The following is a 20,752-nucleotide window of genomic DNA, read 5'->3' as shown; positions in this document are numbered from 1 at the left end:
TTCTCGGAAGCTCCCGTCTACAGCCCGTCAGGGCTTAGCGGGAGAGGATGTCACCTTGGCCGCCCGCGCCGGGGCAGGAGCTAGCTTACAGACAGGGAGTAATCTGACCTCTGTTGGCAGGCGTCGCTTCCTCCCCACGGCTAGCCGCGCTGCGTTTTTCTAAGGAGGGGGAGGCAAGCTCTGTAGAACGCTGTGAACCACCGCTGCCGAGTTGAGAGCCGCTGTCTGAAAAAAAGTTAGGAAATCGGTATCGCTCCCTATGTCGCTAACCGATCGGACCAGCAGACAAGGGATCCCAGCTTCTTGCGCCACCCGTACCACCGCCGCTCCTTCCATTTCCACGACCAGGGCTCCGGTGCGCTCGCGAATTTGATGCCGGAGCTTGGCGTCGGCCACAAATACATCGCCCGTGGCCACCAGGCCTTGGTGGATGACCGGCTGCCGCCCCTGCAGCGGGTGAAGAGGGATCCGCTCCCCTTGGGCCACGATCAGGTCGTAAAGGGCACTATCGGCCTCCGCTAGAGGATGGCGCAACTCAGGGATAAAGTCGATCCCCAAGACAAAGCCTTCGGGCCGTCCGGTGCCGAAATCGTGCTCGATGGCGGCATGGGCCAGCACCACATCCCCCATCTGCAGGTGATCGGCCAAGGCGCCGGCCACGCCGGTAAAGATAATGCCCCGCAAAGGGAAGTGGGCCACCAACAGGGCTGCCGTAGTTGCCGCTCGCACCTTGCCCACCCCCCCTTGAACTACCACCACCGGCTGTCCGGCCAGGGATCCCTGATGGAACTGCCGCCCCAGATGGGTATGGACAGAGTTGATCTCCATTGCTTGGGTGAGCATGGCCACTTCTTCCGGCAGGGCCCCCAAAATGCCGACAGCCTTTTGGGAGGGGTGGGATGGAGTTTCCATAGGGCTTCCCTTAGGTTTTTGAGAATCCTCAGGTTTGAGAGGCGGGCGGGATCCGCTGTCCCCACAGGCCTGGCCATTTGGTGACTTTGAGATCTCCCAGCACCTGCACCTGACAGGCCAAGCGCAGCCCGTTGCCGTCCTGGGCCGCCGCCGTGGACGGGAGTTGGTGGGGTGGCAAAGACAGGCGGGCCCGTTCTCGCCAGCCCATAGGGGAAACAGCCCCTTCGATTTGTACGGCACAGGTGCCCAGACCGCGGCAGTTGAGGATAGGAGCCGGCGGGTTGTAGAGCGGGATCCCGGCTTGCAGCAGCACCTGGCGCAGGTTGGCGCCCGCCTCATAAGCGAGGGTGCGTCCTTGAACGTCAGGCTGGGGCATAGGTAACCTTCCCAACCGCGAACAGTTCTATTCTGGCCTGAGCCGGATCCGGCAGCATGGCAGGTAGGTGGGAGGGCTAGGCAGTATAGTTAAGGTGGTTAGACAGGGAGTAGGGGAAAGACCATGGTCTACAGCGAGCCGCTCATCGACCGTTCTCCAGAAGGTTTTCCAGGCCTGATGGAAGAGCCCCCTCGCTACGTTGAAGTTGTCTCAGCAGTAGTTTCCAGCCTCAAAGAAGATGCCGCCTACGAGAACCACGAGCAGGGCCACACCTGGAAATTCACCTACGGCAGCGTGGAAGTGTTCGTCCACCTGAGCGGCGAATCCCCCGAAGATACCCTGTTGGTGTGGTCTCCCGTGCTCTCTCTGCCGGTGGCGGAGCCGGCTAAGCTCATGCAGAAGCTGCTGGAGAAAAACTGGAGCGAAACTCTGGAAGCCCGTTTTTGCATCTGGAACAACCAAGTGGTGCTAAACCACCACCGCACTCTGGAAGGGCTCAGCGCTGGCGAGATCTCGCGCGCCATCACCCTTGTGGCCAGCTTGGCCGATGAGTACGATGAGCAGCTCCAGGCTGAGTTTCCCAAAGCTTGATGGGATCCCAGGGCTCTTGGCTGCCCTATCGCGTGGCCGCTGGCGGCTGGCAGATGGAGCAGGACTTTTGGCTTTTGCAGCGGCTGCGCCAGGATCCCAGGCCCTGTTTGCGCTTTTACGGCTGGGATCGGCTTACCCTCTCTCTGGGACGTCACCAGGCCTGGCCAGATCTGCCGCCAGGGATCCCGATGGTGCGCCGGCCCACCGGAGGACGGGCGGTGTTGCACCAGGCGGCGGAAGATGCAGCAGAGCTGACCTACAGCTTGGTGTTGCCCCTCTCTTACCTCCAAGCTCGGCTGCCCAATTTGCGGCGAGCCCAGGTGTACGACTTCTGCTGCCGTTTTTGGGTAGAGGGGCTGGCGGCGCTGGGCATTGAGGTGGATGCTCCCGCTTCTGTCCGCGGCCAAGGTGGCCAGGATCGGGGCTACCGCAACAAAATCAGTTGCTTTGCCGCCCGTACCCGTGCCGATCTAAGCTGGCAGCGCAAAAAGCTGATGGGCAACGCCCAACTGTGGCAACCCTGGGGGATCCTGCAACAGGGATCCCTCCTGTTGCGGCCCAATCCCGAGCTGTGGGAACGGTACCTGCCCGGATCGCAAGTGATTGGCGTGTACGACCTTTGCCCAACAGCGCCGGGGATCCCTGAGTTGATTGAGCATTTTCTCCGCATGGCCCAGGAGTGCTTTGAGGTGGAATGGCAAGAAGAAGCCTGGCCCGCACTGCTGGCTTAGTTTCTGGTTTCTAATCAACCATCGAGGGAGCAAGAAATAGCTTGACTCTTGCTGAAAAAGAGTTGTGCAGAAAAATCCGGAAGGCTTTGCAGCTAGACCGAAGAAGATTTTCCCTTGCTTAGAGCTCTAGCCTCTTTCCCCTGCGAAAAGAGGAAAGCCAAGACTCGTCCCAGCGCTATTTTTTGTGTCGACAAACACCAAAGGCAAAGCAGCAAGAGACTGCTACCCTCTCCATCCCCAATAGCTGTGCTAAAACCAAGGCAGCGCTCAGCCAGGTAAGCCATGCCAAAAGTTTGGGCGGCAGTTTTGCTAGGCATTTTCTTACTGCCGCAGCCCGCTTGGGCCATTACCCTTGAACAAGTGCCCAACCCCCGCCGTCAGTATGGAGGGTGGGTTTCCGACACCGCCAATATCCTCAGCAGTAGCACTGAAAACGAGCTGAACCGCCTTATCACCCAGCTTGAGCAGCGCACCGGTGCCGAGATGGCGGTGGTTACGGTACCCAATACCCAGGGATATGCCACACCGAAAGCGTTCACTACGCAACTATTCAACTACTGGGGCATTGGCAAGGCTGGCCGCAACAACGGCGTGTTGTTCCTCGTCTCGGTAGGAGATCGGCGGATAGAGATTGAGACAGGCAGAGGCTTGACCACCCTCCTCCCCGACAGCCAGGTTCAGCAGATTATCGACCAGCAAATCCTGCCCAGGTTTCGCGCCGGAGACTTCGACGGCGGCACCCTAGCGGGAGTACGGCAGTTGGCCTCAGCCCTGCAGGGGCAGCAGGCTTCCACCTCTCTTTCCCCTGCAACCGTTCCTCAAGCGGTTGGAGCGGGATCCCTGGCTGTTGCCCAAAGCTCCCTGGAAGGGATCCTGCTGCTATTGGGGATCATCATCCTAGGGGTGGGGTGGCAGCGCTCCCGCTTGCCGGTCTACCTAAAGGCCGAGCGAGGGACAAGACGAGCTATCCCCCTGACCCGTCGAACTCAAGAGGCGGCTGCTCTCTCTTCGCTCCAGAGCGATCCCATTCGACTGTTTCTCTATTCCGGCTCCCTTTGCCTTGGCCTCTTCCTGATGTCGGCCAGTGGCAACTGGCTGGTGCTGACGCTGCCCCTCCTGGCGGCTGTGGTGACCGACGGCACCCTGTGCCAGAAGCGGGGGATCCCCTTTCAGCCCGTGGTCTGCCAAAGCTGCGGTCGACCCATGCGCCCCATCCAGGCGCAAGTTCTCGATACGTGCCTCTCCCCGGGAGATCGCTTAGCCAAAAGCCGGGGCAGAGCCAGCTACTACGGCTGGTTTTGCCCTAGCTGTCAGGGGGCAGCTGTGGTTGTTCGCGAGAATGCATTTTATCGCCACCTCTATTGCCCCCGGTGTCAAGCTCTCACCCTCGACCTCACCACCCAGGTTCTCAGGGAAGCCACCTATTCCTCTAGCGGCTTGAAGCTGGAAATCCTGAGCTGTCCTATCTGCGGGTACCGCAGCGAGCGAGAGGTGGTCATCCCCGAGCTCAGCGACACAGACACAGATTCAGACTTCGGTGGAGATTCAGGTGGAGATTCAGACTTCGGTGGCGGTAGCAGCGGAGGTGGCGGAGCGGGCGGCAGTTGGTGAGACCCAACTCTAGAGATTTCTCTATCGATCTGAAAAAGGAGTCGGGCTTCTCTTAAATCCGCCAGGGCAGTACAGTGGTAAGGGAGCAGCGATAGAGAAGATCCCATGACCCTTGCAGAAGGCGTACAACTGGTTAGCTTTGGGGTGCTCTCGGCAATGGCCATTGGCTTTGCCCTGGGAGTGGTTTGGGCCCCTAACATCGTCTATTCCGGCTTTCTCTTGGGGGGCGTTTTCCTGAGCATAGCTGGGCTGTACCTTCTCTTGAATGCCGATTTTGTGGCTGCAGCTCAGGTGTTGATCTACGTCGGCGCCGTCAACGTGCTGATCCTGTTCGCCATCATGCTGGTGAACCGGCGCTACACCTTTGCCCCTCTGAAGCTGGGCTGGCTGCGCAATGGAGTGACAGCGGCGGTGTGTTTGGGGCTGTTTGCCCTCCTGACGGCAATGGCCCTGAATACCCCCTGGCAGTTGGAGCCGATCCAGCCCACGAGCAGTGCTTTGGTGATGGGTGGGCATTTCTTTAGCGACTATCTGTTGCCGTTCGAGTTGGCTTCTGTTTTGCTGCTGATGGCGTTGATCGGGGCCATTGTGCTGGCGCGTCGAGAGTTTGTCGTTCCCCAAGCCCAAGAAGGGGATCTCAGCTTGCTGGAGCGGGCCCGGCCACAGCTTGAATCGGAGTCGGAACGCCCAGCAGAGCTGGTGAGCACGCGTTGAAGCTGCCTGCTCTCGGCCATACAGCCCAGCGTTTTCCTGATGCCCCTCTCATCTGTATCCAGTGGAGCCTCTTGTGATGTTGCAACTGCAGTTTTTCTTGGTGGTCGCGGCAATTCTTTTCTGCATCGGCATCTACGGCTTGATCGTCAGTCGCAACGCCATTCGGGTGTTGATGTCGATTGAGCTGATGCTCAACGCCGTCAACCTGAACTTTATGGCTTTCTCCAACTTTGTCGACTCGGGCTTGATTCGCGGCCAAGTGTTTTCGGTATTTGTCATCACCGTGGCGGCTGCCGAGGCGGCAGTGGGCTTGGCCATTGTGTTGGGGATCTACCGCAACCGCGCCACCATCGACATGGAGAGCTTTAACCTGCTCAGGTGGTAGTTGTTTTCTTGATCGATGACTTTCAGGTGCGGCTGGGCAGCGGCGGGCATTGGATCCCAGGGATCAGGGATTCCAGCAGGCCGCTGCAGGCGTCCCAGAGCAGCTCGATCACGTAGTGAAACCCTGCCTCGCCCCCGTAGTAGGGATCCGGAACTTCTTCATCGGTGTGAGAACGACAGTAGCTACAGATTAGGCGTACCTTGTCGGCATATCTTCTCTGGGGATCGAGGCTGAGGATATCGCGGTAATTTTGCCGATCCATGGCCAGGATCAGGTCGAACTCCCGCAGATCCAAAGGATGAATTTGCCGGGCTTGGCCGTGCAGCTCCAGTCCATAGCGCTGGGCAACTTGTCGCATGCGGCGATCTGGGGGACTGCCGAGGTGGTAGGCGGCTGTACCTGCCGAATCGCAGAGGATGTCCCCCTCATGGCCGCTGCTCTGCAGCAGGTGGTTGGTGATCCCTTCGGCAGCGGGAGAACGGCAGATGTTGCCCAGGCACACAAACAGCAGCTTTTGGCTCATGGATCCCTCGACGGCAGTGAACATTTCCCACCGCATTATCTGCGTTTTGCGGCCCAGAGTACAGAAGCAGGCGAGAGGGGATAGGGCCCTCAGGCGGCAGCGGGACAGATTCTTGGCCAGAATGGAGCTAGTTCCCCTGGTGAGATGTCTTATGCCAGATGCCACCCGCTACCCCCACCCGCAGGATGTGGCCAACCTCATTCTCTACTTGCAAACGGAGCTGGCTCTGTTTGAACAATGGGCTGCTCAAGAAGGGATCCCGTCTGCGGCTCTGCGCCCCATCGAGCGCTCCCAAGAGGCTTTGCGGCGAGCTGTAGATCAACTGGAGCTGCGGGAGTGGTACCGCGAACTCACCTATGGCTTTCGGGATCAGTTGGGGCGCCTAGAAGAATGGTTGTAGCTGTCCGGCAGAGCTTTCCAGTGCCAAAATAACGACAACTTTCCCAGGGGCGCCGCTCATGTTGCAGGTTCAGGATCTCTGCTACCACCCGGCAACCCTCCCTCAGCCGATTCTCCGGGATCTCTCCTTTGAGCTGGGCCTGAATCAGTTGGGGCTGATCGTGGGCAAAAGTGGGGCCGGCAAGAGCACCCTGCTGGAAATTTTGGCCGGCTTGGCGCGGCCCACGCGCGGGCGGATTGCCTGGGGAGGAACAGAGCTCTCCCCCCAGCAGTTGCGCAGCATGGCGGGGCTGGTGTTTCAGTTCCCGGAGCGTCACTTTTGTGGCTTGACGGTGCTAGAGGAAATGCGCTTCGGCCACCCGGAGCTGCAACAAAAGGAGATTGAAAACGTTCTCAAACAGGTGGGATTGGAAGGGATCCCTCTGTGCACCTCCCCCAACCATCTCAGTGGCGGACAACAACGGCGCTTGGCCCTGGCGGTACAGCTTATTCGCGGCCCGCTGCTACTGCTGCTGGACGAGCCGACGGCAGGGCTGGACTGGTCGGTGCGGCGGCAGTTGATCGAGCTGCTGGCCCGGCTGAAATCCACCTGGACGGTGTTGGTGGTTTCCCACGACCCAGAGGAGCTATCCTCCATTGCCGATGTGCGGTGGATCTTGCAGGCGGGATCCCTGCAGCCGTTGCCGACAGATGCGCTGCTTCAAAGGTAGCGGCGGGGATCCACCGGCTGGCCGTTGACCCGCACCTCGAAGTGAACGTGGGGGCCGGTGGAGAGGCCGGTGGAGCCGGAAGCGGCAATGGCCTGCCCCCGCTGTACCTGCTGACCCACCCCAACGGCGACGCGGCTGTTGTGGGCGTACAGGGTGGTGATGCCGCCGCCGTGGTTGACAATCACCGTGTAGCCGTAGCCGCCATACCAGCCGGCGTAGATGACGGTGCCCCGGTCTGATGCCCGAACTGGCGTGCCGGTGGGCACACCGAAGTCGATCCCCGCATGGAAGCGGCGGCTTCCGTAGATGGGGTGAACCCGCCAGCCGAAGCCGCTGGTGATTGGCCCGCGCACTGGTGGGATCAACCGGCCTGTCCCCTGAACCGGATCTCTGCCCCCCCGCTGCTGAGCCTGCTGGGCGATCAGTTGCTGGATGAGGATGGTCAACTGTTGGGAATCGGCTTCCAAACGCCGTTGGGCTGCTTCATAGGCGGCGCGCTCGTTGGCCAGGCGGCCCACCAGTTGCTCTTGGGCGGCAGCCTGCTGCTGCAGTTGGTTTTTCTGGGCTGCCAGCTCCTGCAAGATTAAAGAAATCTCGTTGCGCTGCGCTTCCAGGGCGATCCGCTGCTGATCCACCTCCTTGGCCATCACCTGCAGCTCTCGGATCAACTGCCGGTCGGCTTCGATTAGCAATTGCAACTGGTGGCGGCGATCGAAAAACTCGTTGAGGTCGCGGCTGGTGAGCAGCAAAGCCCACCAATGTTCCGCCCCCTGCCGCTGCATGTAGCGCAAGCGGGCGGCCGTGCCCTGCTGCTGCCGTCTCAGGCGGTCTTCCAGCTCTTGGAGCTCCTTCTGCGCTTGCTCTAGCGCCCTCTGGGCCTGTTCCAGACGATATTGGTTGTCGCGAAGGCTAGCTTCTGTCTGTTGGATGTTTTGCCGCAGGGATCCCATGCGGCGACGGGCTTCTTCTTCCGCTTGGCGCAGCTCTCCCAGGCGTCGCTGGGTGCCCCGGATTTGTTGCTGGATCTGTTGCTGCCGCTGTTGCAGTTGGTGGAGATTCTGCGCCTGAGATGGAGCAACCCGCCACAGTCCCCCCAGCACCAGGAGGGCGAGCAACCCGACCATCACCCATGCCTTCAGGCTGTGTGTCCCACAACTGAGCTTGACCACTCCCCACACCCTCGGCAACCAACCTACCGACCCTAAGAATACAAAGATTCGCAAGGACTGATCGAGCCCAATCGCGCTGTTGCCCGCTGTCGTTACTCCAAATCGTTACAAGATACAAGCAAAACGGCTGGGTTATTTTCAATACCAGTAAAACCGTTCATTCCTTCAATTCCTGACTTCCCCCTCCCTTTGAGAGAGGGGCTGGGGGCGAGGGATCCTCACTGCGGCTAGGTTCGTATCGATCTCCAGATCCCACAGGTCTAATCGGTGCCCAACCTAAACAACCGGCAAGCCAGAGCAACCTCGACACAACATCCAGACAATGGCGATAAACTAGCCGCTCACCTGCCGGCAAAACCTCATGCCAGTAAGATGAAAACGATCAATGCCAACCAGAAAGTTACCTCGTAGAGATGGGCTACCATGCGCCACCTTTCCCCTGAGGGAGCTTCCTCCTCTCCTCTGCCGAGTTCAATGTTGGTTAAGGAGCTAACAAGGCTGCAGATAGCTACTAAAATGAGAGACCAGCGACGCCATGAAAGGATGGGAAAAGTAAGCGCTCCAACGAGTGCTACAAACCCGCAAACAGTTGCCCCTATAAACACCACTTTTGCCTGTTCTTTATTCTATTTTAGCCTTCTTCTCAAAAGGAAATTTGTTATAGCTTGTCATTGTTTTACCGTCGGGCTGTTTGGTTATTTTTAATTGCAATTAAACTTAAAATCAACCCAAGCAAGGTAGAAATCGATGAGAGAGGGCTTTTCCACAGATGGTGTTTGAGGGTTCTGAACAGAGCTTCAGAGAGGGATGGCGGCACCCCTGGCTACTCCATTTGTGGCAGCAGCCCCTGATCGCGGTGATCCGCCTCTCGGCCAGCCCGGCCCAAGCCCTTGAGGGATCCACCCTGGCCATCCGGGCCGGGATCCGCCACATTGAGATCACTCCCCAAGTTCCCCGGTATCTGGAGTTGATTGCCCAACTGCGGCAAGACTACCCGCATTGCTGGGTAGGGGTGGGCACGGTTTTAAATCGGCAGATGGCAGAGCAGGCTTGGCAGGCGGGAGCCCAATTCTATGTTTGCCCCTTTGCGGACGAGAGCATCATCCGCTGGGGTCGGGAAGCAGGGCTGCCCATTGTGCCCGGCGCCCTCACCCCCGGCGAGATCTGGAGGGCCTGGCAGGCCGGGGCAACGGCAGTAAAGGTGTTTCCGGCAGAAAGCCTTGGCGGATCCCGTTACCTGCGCCATCTGCAACCGGTGCTGGGATCCCTGCCTTTGATCCCAACTGGGGGGGTTACCTTGGCCAATGCAGCAGAATATCTGCAGGCAGGGGCCTGGGCTGTCGGCATCGCCGGGGATCTCTTCCCGGCGGAGCTTCTTTCCCAGCAAGGGGTTGATCCAGACAGTTGCCGGCAAGAGCTGGAAAATCGGCTGCGGCAAACGCTACAACAGCTTGCCAGCCAGAGGGTCGCCGCAGCCTGGCCCGAACTTCCGGGTGAACCCCCAGAGTAGGGGGCGCGTTGACGCTCCCCGCACTTGAGTGGGGAGATGGCCGAGCACCCTGGCAGCAAACTTTGGAGGGCGCTGCCCAGCCGCACCCCCGACATCCCTCAGACAAAGAAAGTCCGAGAGTTGCGTCTGATTTCCCTATCACCTTGGCCGCCGCTCCCCTTACATGGGGTTCCTTGACTTCCCCCTTCCAGGGTTTGCAGCGTATTTGCCTGGGGAGGCGTCTTTTATGGCTATCGCAGCGGCACCCTAGCACAGCCAGCAATGTTAGCGCTACAGTACATTGAAGGTTTGTACCACTGGCAAGGGCGACTCAAGTCGTGGGTGGCCGTTCCGCTCCGTACTCAATGGGGCCAGCGAGCCAATTTTGGGTGTGAGTGAGGCCTGCATGGAGGGATTCCTGGATCTGTACCTGGAGCTAAACGTCCCCAGCCCAGTTGAGGAAGCCACTTGGCACCGTTGGTTTGAGGTGTGGCTGCGGGAGCTGGGGGTGACGGATCCCTGCGAGCTCAGCCTTTGCCTCACCTCCGACGAGCACATCCGCCAGCTCAACCGCGAGTTTCGCCACATCGACGCTCCCACCGATGTCCTGGCCTTTGCCGCCGAGGAGACGTCCACCCCTGTCGAGCTGCAGAAGATAACAGGGGTGCGCCTGCTGGGGGATATCGTGATTTCGGTACCCACCGCTTGCGCGCAGGCAAAAGCCCAGGGGCAGCGGCTGTCGCGGGAATTGGCCTGGCTGGCCAGCCACGGCCTGCTGCATCTCTTGGGATGGGATCACCCCGATGAGCTTTCCCTACAGCGCATGCTGCAGCAACAGCACCACCTGCTTGCCGCCATCCAAGAAGACCTGGAGGTGACCCATGGCCAGCAGCCCTAGCCGTTTTCCCCAGCCGCTGCGTTTGGCGGCATTGCGACGGCGAGCCCCTTTCACTTCAGCGCAGGTCGATTCGGCCCATCCCTCCGAGGCACCAGACCCGGGAGCCGAGGCTGACCTCGCGGCGCAGGATCCCTGGCAGCGCCCCCCCTCGTGGCAGGTGGCCACTAGCCTAAGTAAAAGCTTCTACTATGCAGGAAAGGGCCTGCTGTACGCCGCCCGCACCCAGCGCAACTTTCGCATCCACCTGGCTATGGCGGTAGTGGCCTTTGTCTTAGGGTTGGCCCTGCGGCTGAGCGCCGTAGAAATGGCCCTGATCAGCTTGACCAGCGGGATGGTGATGGCCTTGGAGCTGGTGAATACTGCCCTGGAAGCAGTGGTGGATCTGACCCTGGGCAGCCGCTATCACCTGCTGGCAGAAATTGCCAAAGATTGCGCTGCTGGAGCGGTGTTAGTGGCAGCGATGGCGGCTTTGGCTGTGGCAGCTTGGCTGTTTCTCCCCCCCTTGCTGCTGCTGCTGCCAGGGTAGGGACGCCGAAAAAGTTTTGCCCAGCCTCTCAAGGGATCCCATCCCAAACAGGTTTGTGCTGTGGATTCCTGGCTCCCCTCTCCCGCAGGGAAAGGGGTTAAGGGGTGAGGGATAAGGAGGGTCGGGAACTTGAGTGGGAGGGCGGTGTCCTAGTCTGCGAAAGGCCTATACGCCTAAAAGCACGACCCCTTTGTAATCGGGGTGACCAGCTTGACCCAAGGGCCTCCTCTATATTTGGGAATGGATCACCACCCGTCCCCCCTGTCGATCCAAATTCAGGGGTTTGGCCTCTGCTTCGATATCCAGTTGCTCCCAGGCGCCGACCATGGCGCATCCCACCCGTTCTCGCTCCTCCGGGGCGCAGAAGGCTAAAAGCGTGGGGCCAGCCCCGCTGATCACCACCCCATAGGCCCCGGCAGCCAGAGCCGCTGCCTGGACGGTTTTGAAGCCGGTAATCAGCTCCATGCGCGCCGGTTGGTGCAGTCGATCCTGCAAGGCCACCTTCAGCCAGTCCGCCCGCCCCGACTGCAGGCTGCGGATAAGCAGCCCCAGGTGACTGACGGAAAAGACAGCATCCGCCAGGCTGACGGACTTGGGCAGGATCTCGCGGGCCGCCTGGGTAGACAGCTTAAAGTTAGGCACCGCCGCCACTAGGCCGATGCGCTCGTGCCAATCCACCGGGCAAAATACCCATTGCCCCTGCTGCCCCTGCACACAGAGTTGACAGCCGCCCTGGAGGGCGGGCACCACGTTGTCGGGATGGCCTTCAAGGGCAATGGCCAACTGCAGGAGAGTCTCAGGAGCCAGGTTCAGCGATCCAAGAGCATTAGCCCCCAACAGGCCGCCGACAATGGCAGTGGCAGAGCTGCCCAGGCCCCGCGCCAGGGGCACGTTGAGGGTGATCTCAATCTCCACCCCCGGCACCGGCTTGCTTAGCAGCTCGAAAGCACGGCAGAAAGCGCGGTACACCAGGTTGTCCTTGCTCTGGCTGATGTGATCGCTGCCGCGATAGTGGATGCTGAGGCCGGTGGGAATCTCGCGAAATTGGAAGTGGTTGTAGAGCTCCAGGGCTGCACCGATGCAATCGAACCCCGGCCCCAAGTTAGCGGTGGTGGCGGGGACGATCACCTCTACTCGCTCTCTAACCAAGGGGGAAGCTCCTTAGCGAACGGCGGGCAACTCAATACCTGTAAGCCCCCATTATCCTACGAATGGGAGATCTCAGGCTCGCAGGGCCTCGATGGGATCTAGTTGCGCCGCTTGGCGGGCCGGGAAAATGCCGAAAACCACCCCGATCCCCGTCGAGAGGGAAAAGGACACCGCCACCGCCACTGCATCCACGCGGGTGGCCAGGGGGGTGAACACTTGCAGCGCCACCAGCAGGCCGCTGCTGAGGAGGATCCCGGCCACGCCCCCGCTGACGGCAATGAGAATAGCTTCGGTGGCAAACTGCTGCAAAATTTGCCGGCTATCGGCGCCGATCGCCTTGCGCAACCCGATCTCGGAGGTGCGTTCCGACACCGAGATCAGCATCACATTCATGATCCCCACCCCGCCCACCAGCAGCGAGAGGGCCGCCGTGCCGGTCAGCAGCACCCGCAGCAAGGTTAAGATCCTGGCCGCCCCGTCCAGCAACACCTTTTGGTTGCGGACGACGAAGTCATCCTCCCCCACCAGTTGGTGCCGTTGCCGCAGCAAGTTGCGGATCTGGAACTCGGCAGCCGGCAGATCTGCTTCGGAGCGGGCCGAGACGAAGATCGCCGTCAGTTCCAGGCCATAGGGGGAGCGCCGCCCCACAAACCGGTTGGCCACCACATCCACCGGCAAAAACAGGCCGGCATCGCTGTTGCCAAACACCGTTGGCTTAGAACGCAACGTGCCGATTACCTCGAAGGGCAGGTTGTTCAGCAGCACCGTCTCCCCGATGGCGGCAGCGGGATCCAAGCCGAACAGCTCGCGGGCGGCCTCGCTGCCCAGCACCACCACCGGGCGCTGCTCCTCAATATCCGCTGGCAAGAGAAAGCGCCCCTCCTCGATCTCCAAATTCAGCACCGACAAATACTCCGGCCAGGTGCCTGTGGCCTCATAGCGGCGATCCACTCCCCCCCGCACGGCGCGCACATTGACCACAAGACTGGGGACGGCTGCCGACACAGCGGGCACTTCCGCGGCAATTGCCCGTAGATCGTCGAGGGTAATGGGACGGGTGTTGCTGGCGTCCGCCAGGCCCAAGCTGGAAGAAAAGACAATGAGCAAGTTGGTGCCCAAAGAACGGAACTGATCCACGGCCAGCTCCTGGGCAGCATGGCCAAACCCGGCAATGGCCACGACGGCGGCGTTGCCGATGAGGATCCCTAACATGCTTAAACCGGTGCGCAGGCGGTAGCGGCGCACCATTTGCCAGGCCATTCGGGCTGCAATCGGTAGGCTCATGGGTGTGGCTTGATTTGAGCGGTTTCGCTGCGATTTTGCTCTTGTCGGATCAAAGTCTCCAGGTTCACCCCCGGCGGCAGCGCCGTAAAGACCCGATCCCCCGCCCGCAAGCCGGAGAGCACTTGGGTGATCCCGCCCTGGGTGAGGCCTGTTTCCACCGGTCGATAGACGGGCCGCTGGGTTCGCGGATCCAGCAGGATCACTCCCTCTTGGCCCTGCTCCCGCAAGATGGCCACCGAGGGCACCGTGAGCGCCTGAGGCTGCCGCTCCCCGATAAAATCCACCGAGACGTTCATGCCGGTGCGCAAAAAGTCTGCCCCCGCCTCCGGTTCGATCATGACCCGAAAGACGGTGACCTCCCGCACCACCACCGTGGCAGGGGCAATCCGCTTCACCCGCCCCTGCACCACCCGATCCGGATAGGCCAGGGAGCGGATCTCCACCGGCTGCCCCACCCGCACCTGGGCAATCTGCGCCTCCGGCACCTCGGCTCGCACCTCGATCCCCTGGGCCAGCGCCAAGATAGAGCTGGAAGAAGCGGCGGTGGCATCGGAAGCTGCGGTAGTGGGAGTTACAAAGGATCCCACCTCGGCAAAGCGCTGGACAACCACGCCGGAAAAGGGCGCCCGGATCTCGGCCTCAGCCAGGCGAGATTGCCGCTGGGCCAGCTCTGCCTCCGCTTGGGCAATCTGGGCTTGGATCTGCTGCAGCGTTTCTGGGCGGCTACCTGACCGCAATCGCTCCAGCTCCTGTTGAGCCGCTTGCCAGTCCGCCTGCGCCTGTTCCAGGCGGGCCAGGCGTTGATCCAGCTCGCTACGGGCCACCACCCCCTGCTGCACCAGGGTCTGAATCCGCTCCAATTCCCTTTCGGCCAACCTCACTTGCGACCGCGCCGCATCCACCCTGGCCTGGGCCGCCGCGATCACCTGGGGTCGCTCGCCAGCTTGCAGTTCCGCTAGGCGGGCCTGTAGCTCTTGGATGCGGGCTTGGGCTTGGCGAATGCCGCTGGCTAAATCCCCGTAATCCATCCGAGCCAACACTTGCCCTGCCACTACCTCATCTCCCTGATCCACCAGCAGCTCTGCCAGACGACCGGACTCGCGGGGGCTGACATTCACCTGCCGGATCGGCTGCACCTGGCCGCTCACCCGCAGGCGTTGGGCGAGATCTGTCACCTGCACGGGCACCGTTAGCCTCTCCAGGCGCTGGGCCGTCTGTTGCCGGAGCTGACGCTGAACGAGAATGCCGCCGCCCAAGCCGGCTAACAATATCCCCACAAGGATCCAGCCGATGGGCAGTCCTCTGTTGTGGGATCCGGTCTGTGGCAGAGGTTGGTCAGCAGATTTGGCAGGGGTTGGGGATCCCGTCTGGGGCTCATTGGTGCGCAGGATCACAAAAGTCTCTCGCCTTTAACAAGGGCTTTCTCTGTATCCAGCCTATTGAAAAAGGAGAGGGGGTGCAAACGCGGTTTCCCGCATGGCCATTGGGTTCGGACGGCTGGCAAGCTCTGTACAAAAAAAGGGGGGATTGCTACACTGATTAGCTGCCGATAACGCGGGAAAGCCATGAACGCTCGCATCAACGCCGAAGAGATCATCCGCTCCATCGAAGCGGCCCACATGAAGTCGGATCTGCCAGAGATCCATGTTGGCGATCAGGTACGGGTGGGGGTGCGCATTCAAGAGGGCGGCAAAGAGCGGGTGCAGGCCTTTGAAGGCACGGTCATTGCTATGCGTCACTCTGGATGCAACCGCACCATCACGGTGCGCAAGATTTTCCAGGGAATTGGAGTGGAGCGGGTCTTCCTAGTTCACTCGCCGCGCATCGACTCAATCCAGGTGTTGCGGCGTGGCAAGGTGCGGCGGGCCAAGCTGTTCTATCTGCGAAACCGAGTGGGCAAGGCCACTCGCATCAAAGCCAAAACGGATTCTAAAGAAGAAACCCTCTAAGGCTTTGGGCATACCTGCTACACTAGGTAAACTAGGTAAGGGGCTGACCCTTTACTACTCCTGCGTCCTTAGTTCAGTTGGTAGAACGTCGGTCTCCAAAACCGGATGTCGGGGGTTCGAGTCCTCCAGGACGCGTCAGCGGTTCGGCATTTTGAGGTGGCTTGGGGTAGATTCTCAAGCTTAAGCGCCCCGAGCTGCCAATTTTCAGAGAGAAGTCAGGGATCCAAGCCAACCGCTCCAACAAAAATTGGACGAGCCTGTTTAGACTCGCCGCTGCGGCCAAGGAACTTCGGCGGCAGCCGTTCGCAATCGGGCTGAGGGCGCTGCGGAGAGTCTTCCAGTTCCCCGTGAACGAGGATTAAAGAGATAGAGATCCCAACTTTTCCCGGGCCAAACCTAGGACTTCCTCGCTTCCTTCTTGATGCGATCCAACTCTGCCTGTAGCTCAGCAATCTGTTGGCGCAAACGGGCAGCTTCCGAAAGTTCAAGGGCAGTGCCAGTCTTGTCTTCAGCGTCGCCCATGTCGTCAATGTTGATCTTGCGAGGGGCGCCAGCAGACCTTTCCCCCCCCCTACGGTTGGCGTTGGCAGCGATGGCGTCCATGTAGGCCCGCGCCTCTTCGGCGGTCATCGCCCCCCGCTCCACCAATTCATCCACCAAAGCCTGGACCTGCTTGCGCAGCTCCAGCAGACGGCTGTTGGCTCTCCCGGCCACCTTTGCAGCATTGTCTGCCACCACCGCGGCCAAACCCATGCCGAGGTAGAAAGCCTTCTGAGCAAAGTTGGCGAGGGGGTTGTCTGTCTCGGCCATACAGGTGTGCGCTGCCAGGGCAGAGGTAAAACTTGGAAGAGGGCGACCCGGGTTGACGCGCCTGCTCAGAGCATCCCGTAGTGCTGCTATCTTCCGATCCTGACACGGTTTGGGCGTCGGAGCTGCACGGACCCAGGTCTTCCAGTAGCCTAACATTTTTCCTCTCTGCCCCGCTCGGCTTTCTGGAGGTGATCTCAGATCTTCTCCCCCTGTAGACGGCGGGAGGGGGCAGAGTACAGCGCGAGCCTTCCCGTCTTGCAAGGTAAACCTAAGGGGTTTCCGGCGGCTCCAGATAAACTGGGATCCGCTCCACAACGGTATCGCTGCGCCGCACCTCTTGTCCCTGGGCTTGGGGAATAGCCACCGGCAAGGTAACCGGTTGGGCAACGAAACAACTGGCCACCGGCAGAGCCTGCTCCAGTTCGTCGAGAGGGCGCGGGATCACAGCCACCGCGTTCAGCTCGCCGATGCGCTCTGCCTCGTACATGCCGGCATCGATGGCGATGGCCACGTTGGCCACCGTGCCCCGAATGATGGCCGTACACAGGCCGTCGCCAATGGTCTCGTAGGCGGCCAGTTGCACATCCGCCGTTTTCAGCATTGTGTCGGCGGCCCCTACCATAGCCGGAAAGCCGCGGGTTTCCAGCAGGCCCACGGCCAAGTTGCTGAGGCGGCTGTAGCCGCGGTTTTGTGCCAGTTGAGACAGCTTGCTGCTGACGGGCAGCACCGCCTCCAAGTTAGGCAAAGGCCGTGGAATGACCAAACTGGAGATCTCCTCTTGCTCAAACTGGCGGGCCACCTCGATCCCCTCCTCGATGGCAATGCGCACATCGGCAATCCCTCCCCGTACGATTGCCGTGCAGTAGCCTCCTGAGATCTTCTCAAAGCCGATCAGCGTCACCCCCGCCGACTTGGTCATGGCGTCGGCAATGCGCACAATGACCGGAAAGCTGCGTGTCTGAATAAGGCCCAAAGAGGTGGACATAGCACCCTACTTCTTTATGCCAGTGTAGCCCTCAAGACTGGCCACCCCCAGAGGATAGGATCTGCCGGTAAGGATAGATCTTGCCCAGCAGCCGATCCAGCTCCGAATAGCCCGGGATCCCATTTAGCTTGCGGGTCTTAGGGGATCTCGAGTTCTCTTGGGTTTGCTCAGCCGCCTCCTGCCAACGACGGGTTTGCTTTTCCACCTGGGCCAGCGGCGAGTCGGGGGGAGAGGGAGGGGTCGGCTCAGGCAAGGTTTCCTCAGGGGGTTCTATCGGCTCTTGCGGGGCCGCCGCCGACACGGGCTCTGCCTCGCTAGCCATGCCCACCTCCGCCTCTTGCCTGCTGGGATAGGTGGGATCCCCGACCAGCGAGCGGGGAGGGATCACCGCCTGGCTGAGCACTGAACAGTTGAGCAGCGTGGTTTCCGAGCCGATACAGGCGTTTTTGCCGATGGTGCCCTGCCCGATCACCAGCACCCCCATTCCCAAGGTGGCCCCCGCCTCCACGACGAGGGATCCCCCGCAGGCGTGCAGGATGGATCCCATGCCAATACAGACGCCTCGCCCGATCTCGATGCGACAGCCGGGGTTGGCCCGCAACAGCACTCCCGCTGCAATGCCTGCCCCTGCCTCCACCTGCACCTCGCCACTGACATAGTAGCGAGTTTCGCCGTTCTGGCTGGGCCAGGAGCGCAGCGTTGTAGAGGTGGGCAGAGGCAAAGCCAAGGTGCTCCTCATCGCTAGGAGGTCGGATCAAAACCAACCTTGAACCGACAGTGATCAGAGAACAGGCGGATCCCTCAAGGGGTTTGGATGATCTGCTCCAGCACCCGTCGTTTGGCTTTGGGGTCGATGCCCAGCAGGCGCACATACTCGCCGCGATGCTCCTCCAGGCAGGCTTCCAGAGCCGCCACCACCTGGGGCAGCTGGGTGGCCTCGATAGGGCTGCAGCTCTGCCAAGAGGAGGTGCGAAAACGCCGCTTGTCCGCATGTTCGGTGCCGATGCGGTAGCCCTGGCTGAGCAATTGCTGCACCTGTGCCACCACCTCGCTGCTGAGTCGGGTGCTGGCAGGAACGGTGGAAACAGGAGTAGCCGCCGGGGATCCCTGGGCTGCAGGGGCAGGCGACTTGCCGCCGGGGGTTTGAATGACGCGCTCGTAAACCCGCTTTTTCCCCTTGGGATCGATCCCCAACAGGCGCACGTAGTGGCCTTGGTGCTCCGCCAAAGCAGCCGTCAGCTCGGCCAACACCTCCGGCCCGCGGCTGGCGCGAATGGTCGGCCCGGTCTGCCAAGAGGAGGTTTTGAAGCGGCGCTCGTCAGCATATTCGTAGCCGATGCGATAGCCCTGGGCCAGCAGCCGATGTACCTCTTCCTGTAACTCCAGGTCGAGGCCAGCAGCGCTCCCTCCCAGCTTGCCCCCCTCTGCGGGCGAGGCTGTCCCGCCGCTGCTGCTCATCTGGGGCGTTTGAATCACCTTCTCCAGCACCCGCCGTTTGGCCTTGGGATCGATTCCCAGCAGGCGCACATACTCTCCCGTATGTTCGGCCAAGGCCGCCTGCACAGCCGCCAGGATCTCTTGGGCCGAGCCGCTCCAATTGCCCAAAGTCTGCCAGGAAGAGGTGCGGTAGCGGCGGACATCGGCCACCTCCAGGCCGACGCGATACCCCTGCGCCAATAGCGCCCGGATCTCCTCCTCCAAGCTGGCGTCAGGGCGCGGATTGGCTGCGCCGGAACCTGGGGCCGTAACCGAGACGTGGCTGGGGGATCCAGAAACGGTCGCCGGCCCCTCCGGGGTTTGGATGATCTGCTCCAACACCCGTCGTTTCGCCTTGGGGTCGATCCCCAACAGGCGCACGTATTCGCCGCGGTGCTCCGCCAAAATAGCCCCCAGCGATTGCATGACCTCGGCCTCGCGGGTGCTGGTGATCGGGCTTTCGCTCTGCCAGGAAGAGGTACGGAAGCGGCGGGCATCGGCATATTCCAGCCCTACCCGATAGCCTTGGGCCAACAGGGCGCGAACTTGCTCCACCACCTCCGGCTTGAGAAGGGATCCGCCGCCGTTCCGGCCGTCGGCGCGAGAGGAGGAATGAGTCATGGATGCCGTCTCCGTAGCCGTTGGGTTAGAGGTGCGCGACCGCAGAAGTTCGTTGCGAATGGGAGCAATACAGACCAGGTTTTCGCTGCAGTGATAGCCTTCCAGCAGAGCCTGGTTGATGCCGATCACATGTTGGGCAAACTTGGCATCGCTATCCTGCACATCGGGCAGCCGATCCGCCTCAGCTTGCGTGGTGATGATGGAGCCGGAGGGCACATACTTGCCCGGCGGGATCTCCACATCCTGGATCAAGCAGTGCAACATGACGATGCAGCCATCCCCCACCCGCGCGTTGAACACCGTGGAGCGGAAGCCGATAAAGCAGTTGTTGCCCACATAGGCTGGCCCGTGGATCAAGGCCATGTGGGCAATGGAGGTGTTCTTGCCAATCCACACGGAGTAGGGTTGGCCATCTTCCCCAATGACCCGCCCTTGCTCCAGGCCGTGGATTACCACCCCATCCTGGACGTTGGAGCCGTCGCCAATGTAGAAGGGAGAGCCCTCATCCGCACGGATGGAAGTTCCTGGGGCAATCAGCACCTGGGCGCCCACGCGCACATCCCCGATGAGATTGGAAAAGGAATGCACGTAGGCAGAGGGATGGATGGTCGGCTCCGCCAGGCGGCGAGACCAGGGCGTTGGCGGCGCAGCATAGGTGTGAGCAGGCATAACCGTGAGCCTCTAGAACACGTCAGAGAGAGGAAGGAGGGATCCCAGCTAGCGTTGGTCGCGCTTGTTGTAGAGGGAGCGACCGCCGATGCTGACGGTATCGATGATCGCCATCACCACTGCATCCAGCGGACGGGTTTCGTTTCCCTGCGGCTGGCGAGCTGCGCTGCCCTGGCTGACCAGCACCCACTCCTCGGCGCCGGCCCCCACCGGATCGGCAGCTACAGCGTAGTCGGGCTGCGGTCGGCCCTCGAGATCGACATACTGCACCACCAGAAACTTCACGCCTGTCAGGCTGGGATCCTTCTGGGTGCTGGTAACAGTGCCCCGCACAATCGCGATACGCATCTAGGGACGGGTGAAGGGACGGATGGCGTTGACCCCTTCGCGGAACTGAGCCACATCCTCGGTGTAGCGAATGGGCAACACGTACTCTAGGTTTTCGTGGGGACGGGCGATGATGTGCCAGGAGAGCAACTGGCCGCCATTGACCCGCTTCACCGACTCGATCCCGGCGGCCACCGAGGCCTGCACCTCGGAGACATCGCCCCGTACGATCACGGTGACGCGCCCGCTGCTGATTTTTTCATAACCCACCAGGGTGACGCGCGCGGCCTTTACCATGGCGTCGGCAGCTTCCACCACTGCCGGGAAGCCCAGGGTTTCGATCATTCCGACTGCAATAGCCATAGGGACTCCTTACGCTGAAATTGTGGAGGGGGTTGGAACCTGTCCAGATTTTCTGGATCGGGTCAATTCCAGGCTAAGTGCAACT

Annotated in this window: 24 protein-coding genes, 1 tRNA gene and 1 other RNA gene; 12 read left to right on the top strand and 14 right to left on the bottom strand. The window is 61.0% G+C overall.

Annotated elements, in window-relative coordinates; all coding sequences use genetic code 11:
- Positions 1-159: 159 nt before the first annotated feature.
- Together NW848_RS08690 and NW848_RS08685 are read right to left on the bottom strand one after the other, a co-directional pair.
- On the bottom strand, positions 160-912 hold the full coding sequence (locus NW848_RS08690; protein ID WP_099812049.1) for a 5'-methylthioadenosine/adenosylhomocysteine nucleosidase: 753 nt from the start codon (positions 910-912) through the stop codon (positions 160-162).
- Between the two features lie 28 nt (positions 913-940).
- Positions 941-1,288, bottom strand: coding sequence for a (2Fe-2S)-binding protein (locus tag NW848_RS08685; RefSeq protein WP_099812050.1), 348 nt, complete (start codon positions 1,286-1,288; stop codon positions 941-943).
- Between the two features lie 123 nt (positions 1,289-1,411).
- On the opposite strand from NW848_RS08685, the gene NW848_RS08680 reads away from it, so the two are divergent.
- The 5 genes from NW848_RS08680 (at position 1,412) to nuoK (ending at position 5,320) form a co-directional block, all read left to right on the top strand.
- Positions 1,412-1,879 carry a YbjN domain-containing protein gene (locus NW848_RS08680; RefSeq protein ID WP_011430472.1) on the top strand — a complete coding sequence of 156 codons (468 nt, stop codon included), beginning with the start codon at positions 1,412-1,414 and terminating at the stop codon, positions 1,877-1,879.
- Positions 1,879-2,610 (top strand): lipoyl protein ligase domain-containing protein, encoded by a 732-nt coding sequence (locus NW848_RS08675; protein WP_099883913.1) that lies wholly within the window; start codon positions 1,879-1,881, stop codon positions 2,608-2,610. The genes NW848_RS08680 and NW848_RS08675 overlap by 1 nt, the downstream gene beginning before the upstream one ends.
- Positions 2,611-2,892: 282 nt before the next feature.
- Complete coding sequence (locus tag NW848_RS08670; protein WP_414508510.1) at positions 2,893-4,221, top strand: TPM domain-containing protein; 1,329 nt, start codon at positions 2,893-2,895, stop codon at positions 4,219-4,221.
- A gap of 105 nt (positions 4,222-4,326) precedes the next feature.
- Positions 4,327-4,935 (top strand): NADH-quinone oxidoreductase subunit J, encoded by a 609-nt coding sequence (locus NW848_RS08665; protein WP_414347733.1) that lies wholly within the window; start codon positions 4,327-4,329, stop codon positions 4,933-4,935.
- A 79-nt stretch (positions 4,936-5,014) separates the two neighbouring features.
- A complete protein-coding gene (gene nuoK / locus NW848_RS08660) occupies positions 5,015-5,320 on the top strand; it encodes an NADH-quinone oxidoreductase subunit NuoK (RefSeq protein WP_041439067.1) in 306 nt (101 codons plus the stop codon).
- A 22-nt stretch (positions 5,321-5,342) separates the two neighbouring features.
- Here the strand turns inward: nuoK and NW848_RS08655 are convergent, their stop codons facing one another.
- On the bottom strand, positions 5,343-5,843 hold the full coding sequence (locus NW848_RS08655) for a low molecular weight protein-tyrosine-phosphatase (RefSeq protein ID WP_011430467.1): 501 nt from the start codon (positions 5,841-5,843) through the stop codon (positions 5,343-5,345).
- Between the two features lie 151 nt (positions 5,844-5,994).
- Here NW848_RS08655 and NW848_RS08650 point away from each other — a divergent pair, with 151 nt between their 5' ends.
- Together NW848_RS08650 and NW848_RS08645 are read left to right on the top strand one after the other, a co-directional pair.
- A complete protein-coding gene (locus tag NW848_RS08650) occupies positions 5,995-6,243 on the top strand; it encodes a hypothetical protein (RefSeq protein ID WP_011430466.1) in 249 nt (82 codons plus the stop codon).
- Positions 6,244-6,301: 58 nt separating this feature from the next.
- Positions 6,302-6,952, top strand: coding sequence for an ABC transporter ATP-binding protein (locus tag NW848_RS08645; protein WP_011430465.1), 651 nt, complete (start codon positions 6,302-6,304; stop codon positions 6,950-6,952).
- Here the strand turns inward: NW848_RS08645 and NW848_RS08640 are convergent.
- On the bottom strand, positions 6,943-8,076 hold the full coding sequence (locus NW848_RS08640; RefSeq protein WP_071813517.1) for a murein hydrolase activator EnvC family protein: 1,134 nt from the start codon (positions 8,074-8,076) through the stop codon (positions 6,943-6,945). The two genes, NW848_RS08645 and NW848_RS08640, sit on opposite strands and share 10 nt — an antisense overlap.
- Before the next feature lie 814 nt (positions 8,077-8,890).
- On the opposite strand from NW848_RS08640, the gene NW848_RS08635 reads away from it, so the two are divergent.
- From NW848_RS08635 to NW848_RS08625, 3 genes are all read left to right on the top strand, one after another.
- Positions 8,891-9,631: a bifunctional 4-hydroxy-2-oxoglutarate aldolase/2-dehydro-3-deoxy-phosphogluconate aldolase gene (locus NW848_RS08635; protein ID WP_011430463.1), complete on the top strand. Its 741-nt coding sequence runs from the start codon at positions 8,891-8,893 to the stop codon at positions 9,629-9,631.
- A 385-nt stretch (positions 9,632-10,016) separates the two neighbouring features.
- The gene (gene ybeY / locus NW848_RS08630; RefSeq protein ID WP_041438372.1) at positions 10,017-10,508 is read left to right on the top strand and encodes an rRNA maturation RNase YbeY; all 492 of its coding nucleotides are present in this window, start codon (positions 10,017-10,019) and stop codon (positions 10,506-10,508) included.
- Positions 10,492-11,034 (top strand): diacylglycerol kinase family protein, encoded by a 543-nt coding sequence (locus tag NW848_RS08625; protein WP_099812054.1) that lies wholly within the window; start codon positions 10,492-10,494, stop codon positions 11,032-11,034. The genes ybeY and NW848_RS08625 overlap by 17 nt, the downstream gene beginning before the upstream one ends.
- A 228-nt stretch (positions 11,035-11,262) precedes the next feature.
- Here the strand turns inward: NW848_RS08625 and thrB are convergent, their stop codons facing one another.
- From thrB to NW848_RS08610, 3 genes are all read right to left on the bottom strand, one after another.
- Positions 11,263-12,183, bottom strand: a complete 921-nt coding sequence (thrB, locus tag NW848_RS08620; RefSeq protein WP_011430460.1) for a homoserine kinase — start codon at positions 12,181-12,183, stop codon at positions 11,263-11,265.
- Positions 12,184-12,255: 72 nt separating this feature from the next.
- Positions 12,256-13,467: an ABC transporter permease gene (locus tag NW848_RS08615; protein WP_011430459.1), complete on the bottom strand. Its 1,212-nt coding sequence runs from the start codon at positions 13,465-13,467 to the stop codon at positions 12,256-12,258.
- On the bottom strand, positions 13,464-14,861 hold the full coding sequence (locus NW848_RS08610; protein ID WP_011430458.1) for an efflux RND transporter periplasmic adaptor subunit: 1,398 nt from the start codon (positions 14,859-14,861) through the stop codon (positions 13,464-13,466). Before NW848_RS08610 ends, NW848_RS08615 begins: the two co-directional genes overlap by 4 nt.
- 171 nt (positions 14,862-15,032) lie before the next feature.
- Here NW848_RS08610 and rplS point away from each other — a divergent pair, with 171 nt between their 5' ends.
- Together rplS and NW848_RS08600 are read left to right on the top strand one after the other, a co-directional pair.
- A complete protein-coding gene (rplS, locus tag NW848_RS08605) occupies positions 15,033-15,416 on the top strand; it encodes a 50S ribosomal protein L19 (protein ID WP_011430457.1) in 384 nt (127 codons plus the stop codon).
- 62 nt (positions 15,417-15,478) lie between these two features.
- Positions 15,479-15,551: transfer RNA gene (locus tag NW848_RS08600), tRNA-Trp, on the top strand.
- Positions 15,552-15,812: 261 nt separating this feature from the next.
- Here the strand turns inward: NW848_RS08600 and NW848_RS08595 are convergent.
- The 7 genes from NW848_RS08595 to NW848_RS08565 all read right to left on the bottom strand — a co-directional run bounded on the left by NW848_RS08595 (position 15,813) and on the right by NW848_RS08565 (position 20,667).
- Positions 15,813-16,226 (bottom strand): hypothetical protein, encoded by a 414-nt coding sequence (locus NW848_RS08595; protein WP_414402329.1) that lies wholly within the window; start codon positions 16,224-16,226, stop codon positions 15,813-15,815.
- 41 nt (positions 16,227-16,267) lie between these two features.
- An RNA gene (ffs, locus tag NW848_RS08590) (signal recognition particle sRNA small type) lies at positions 16,268-16,365 on the bottom strand.
- A gap of 129 nt (positions 16,366-16,494) precedes the next feature.
- A complete protein-coding gene (locus NW848_RS08585) occupies positions 16,495-17,211 on the bottom strand; it encodes a BMC domain-containing protein (protein ID WP_099812055.1) in 717 nt (238 codons plus the stop codon).
- Positions 17,212-17,242: 31 nt separating this feature from the next.
- Positions 17,243-17,950, bottom strand: a complete 708-nt coding sequence (locus tag NW848_RS08580; RefSeq protein WP_099812056.1) for a hypothetical protein — start codon at positions 17,948-17,950, stop codon at positions 17,243-17,245.
- A 62-nt stretch (positions 17,951-18,012) separates the two neighbouring features.
- Positions 18,013-19,977 carry a ribulose bisphosphate carboxylase small subunit gene (locus tag NW848_RS08575; RefSeq protein WP_099812057.1) on the bottom strand — a complete coding sequence of 655 codons (1,965 nt, stop codon included), beginning with the start codon at positions 19,975-19,977 and terminating at the stop codon, positions 18,013-18,015.
- Between the two features lie 48 nt (positions 19,978-20,025).
- Positions 20,026-20,325: a EutN/CcmL family microcompartment protein gene (locus tag NW848_RS08570; RefSeq protein ID WP_011430452.1), complete on the bottom strand. Its 300-nt coding sequence runs from the start codon at positions 20,323-20,325 to the stop codon at positions 20,026-20,028.
- Positions 20,326-20,667, bottom strand: a complete 342-nt coding sequence (locus NW848_RS08565) for a carbon dioxide-concentrating mechanism protein CcmK (protein WP_011430451.1) — start codon at positions 20,665-20,667, stop codon at positions 20,326-20,328.
- Positions 20,668-20,752 lie beyond the last annotated feature (85 nt).

The organism is Synechococcus sp. RC10A2 (genome assembly GCF_047502605.1).
This window is presented reverse-complemented; position numbering and strand designations above follow the sequence as displayed.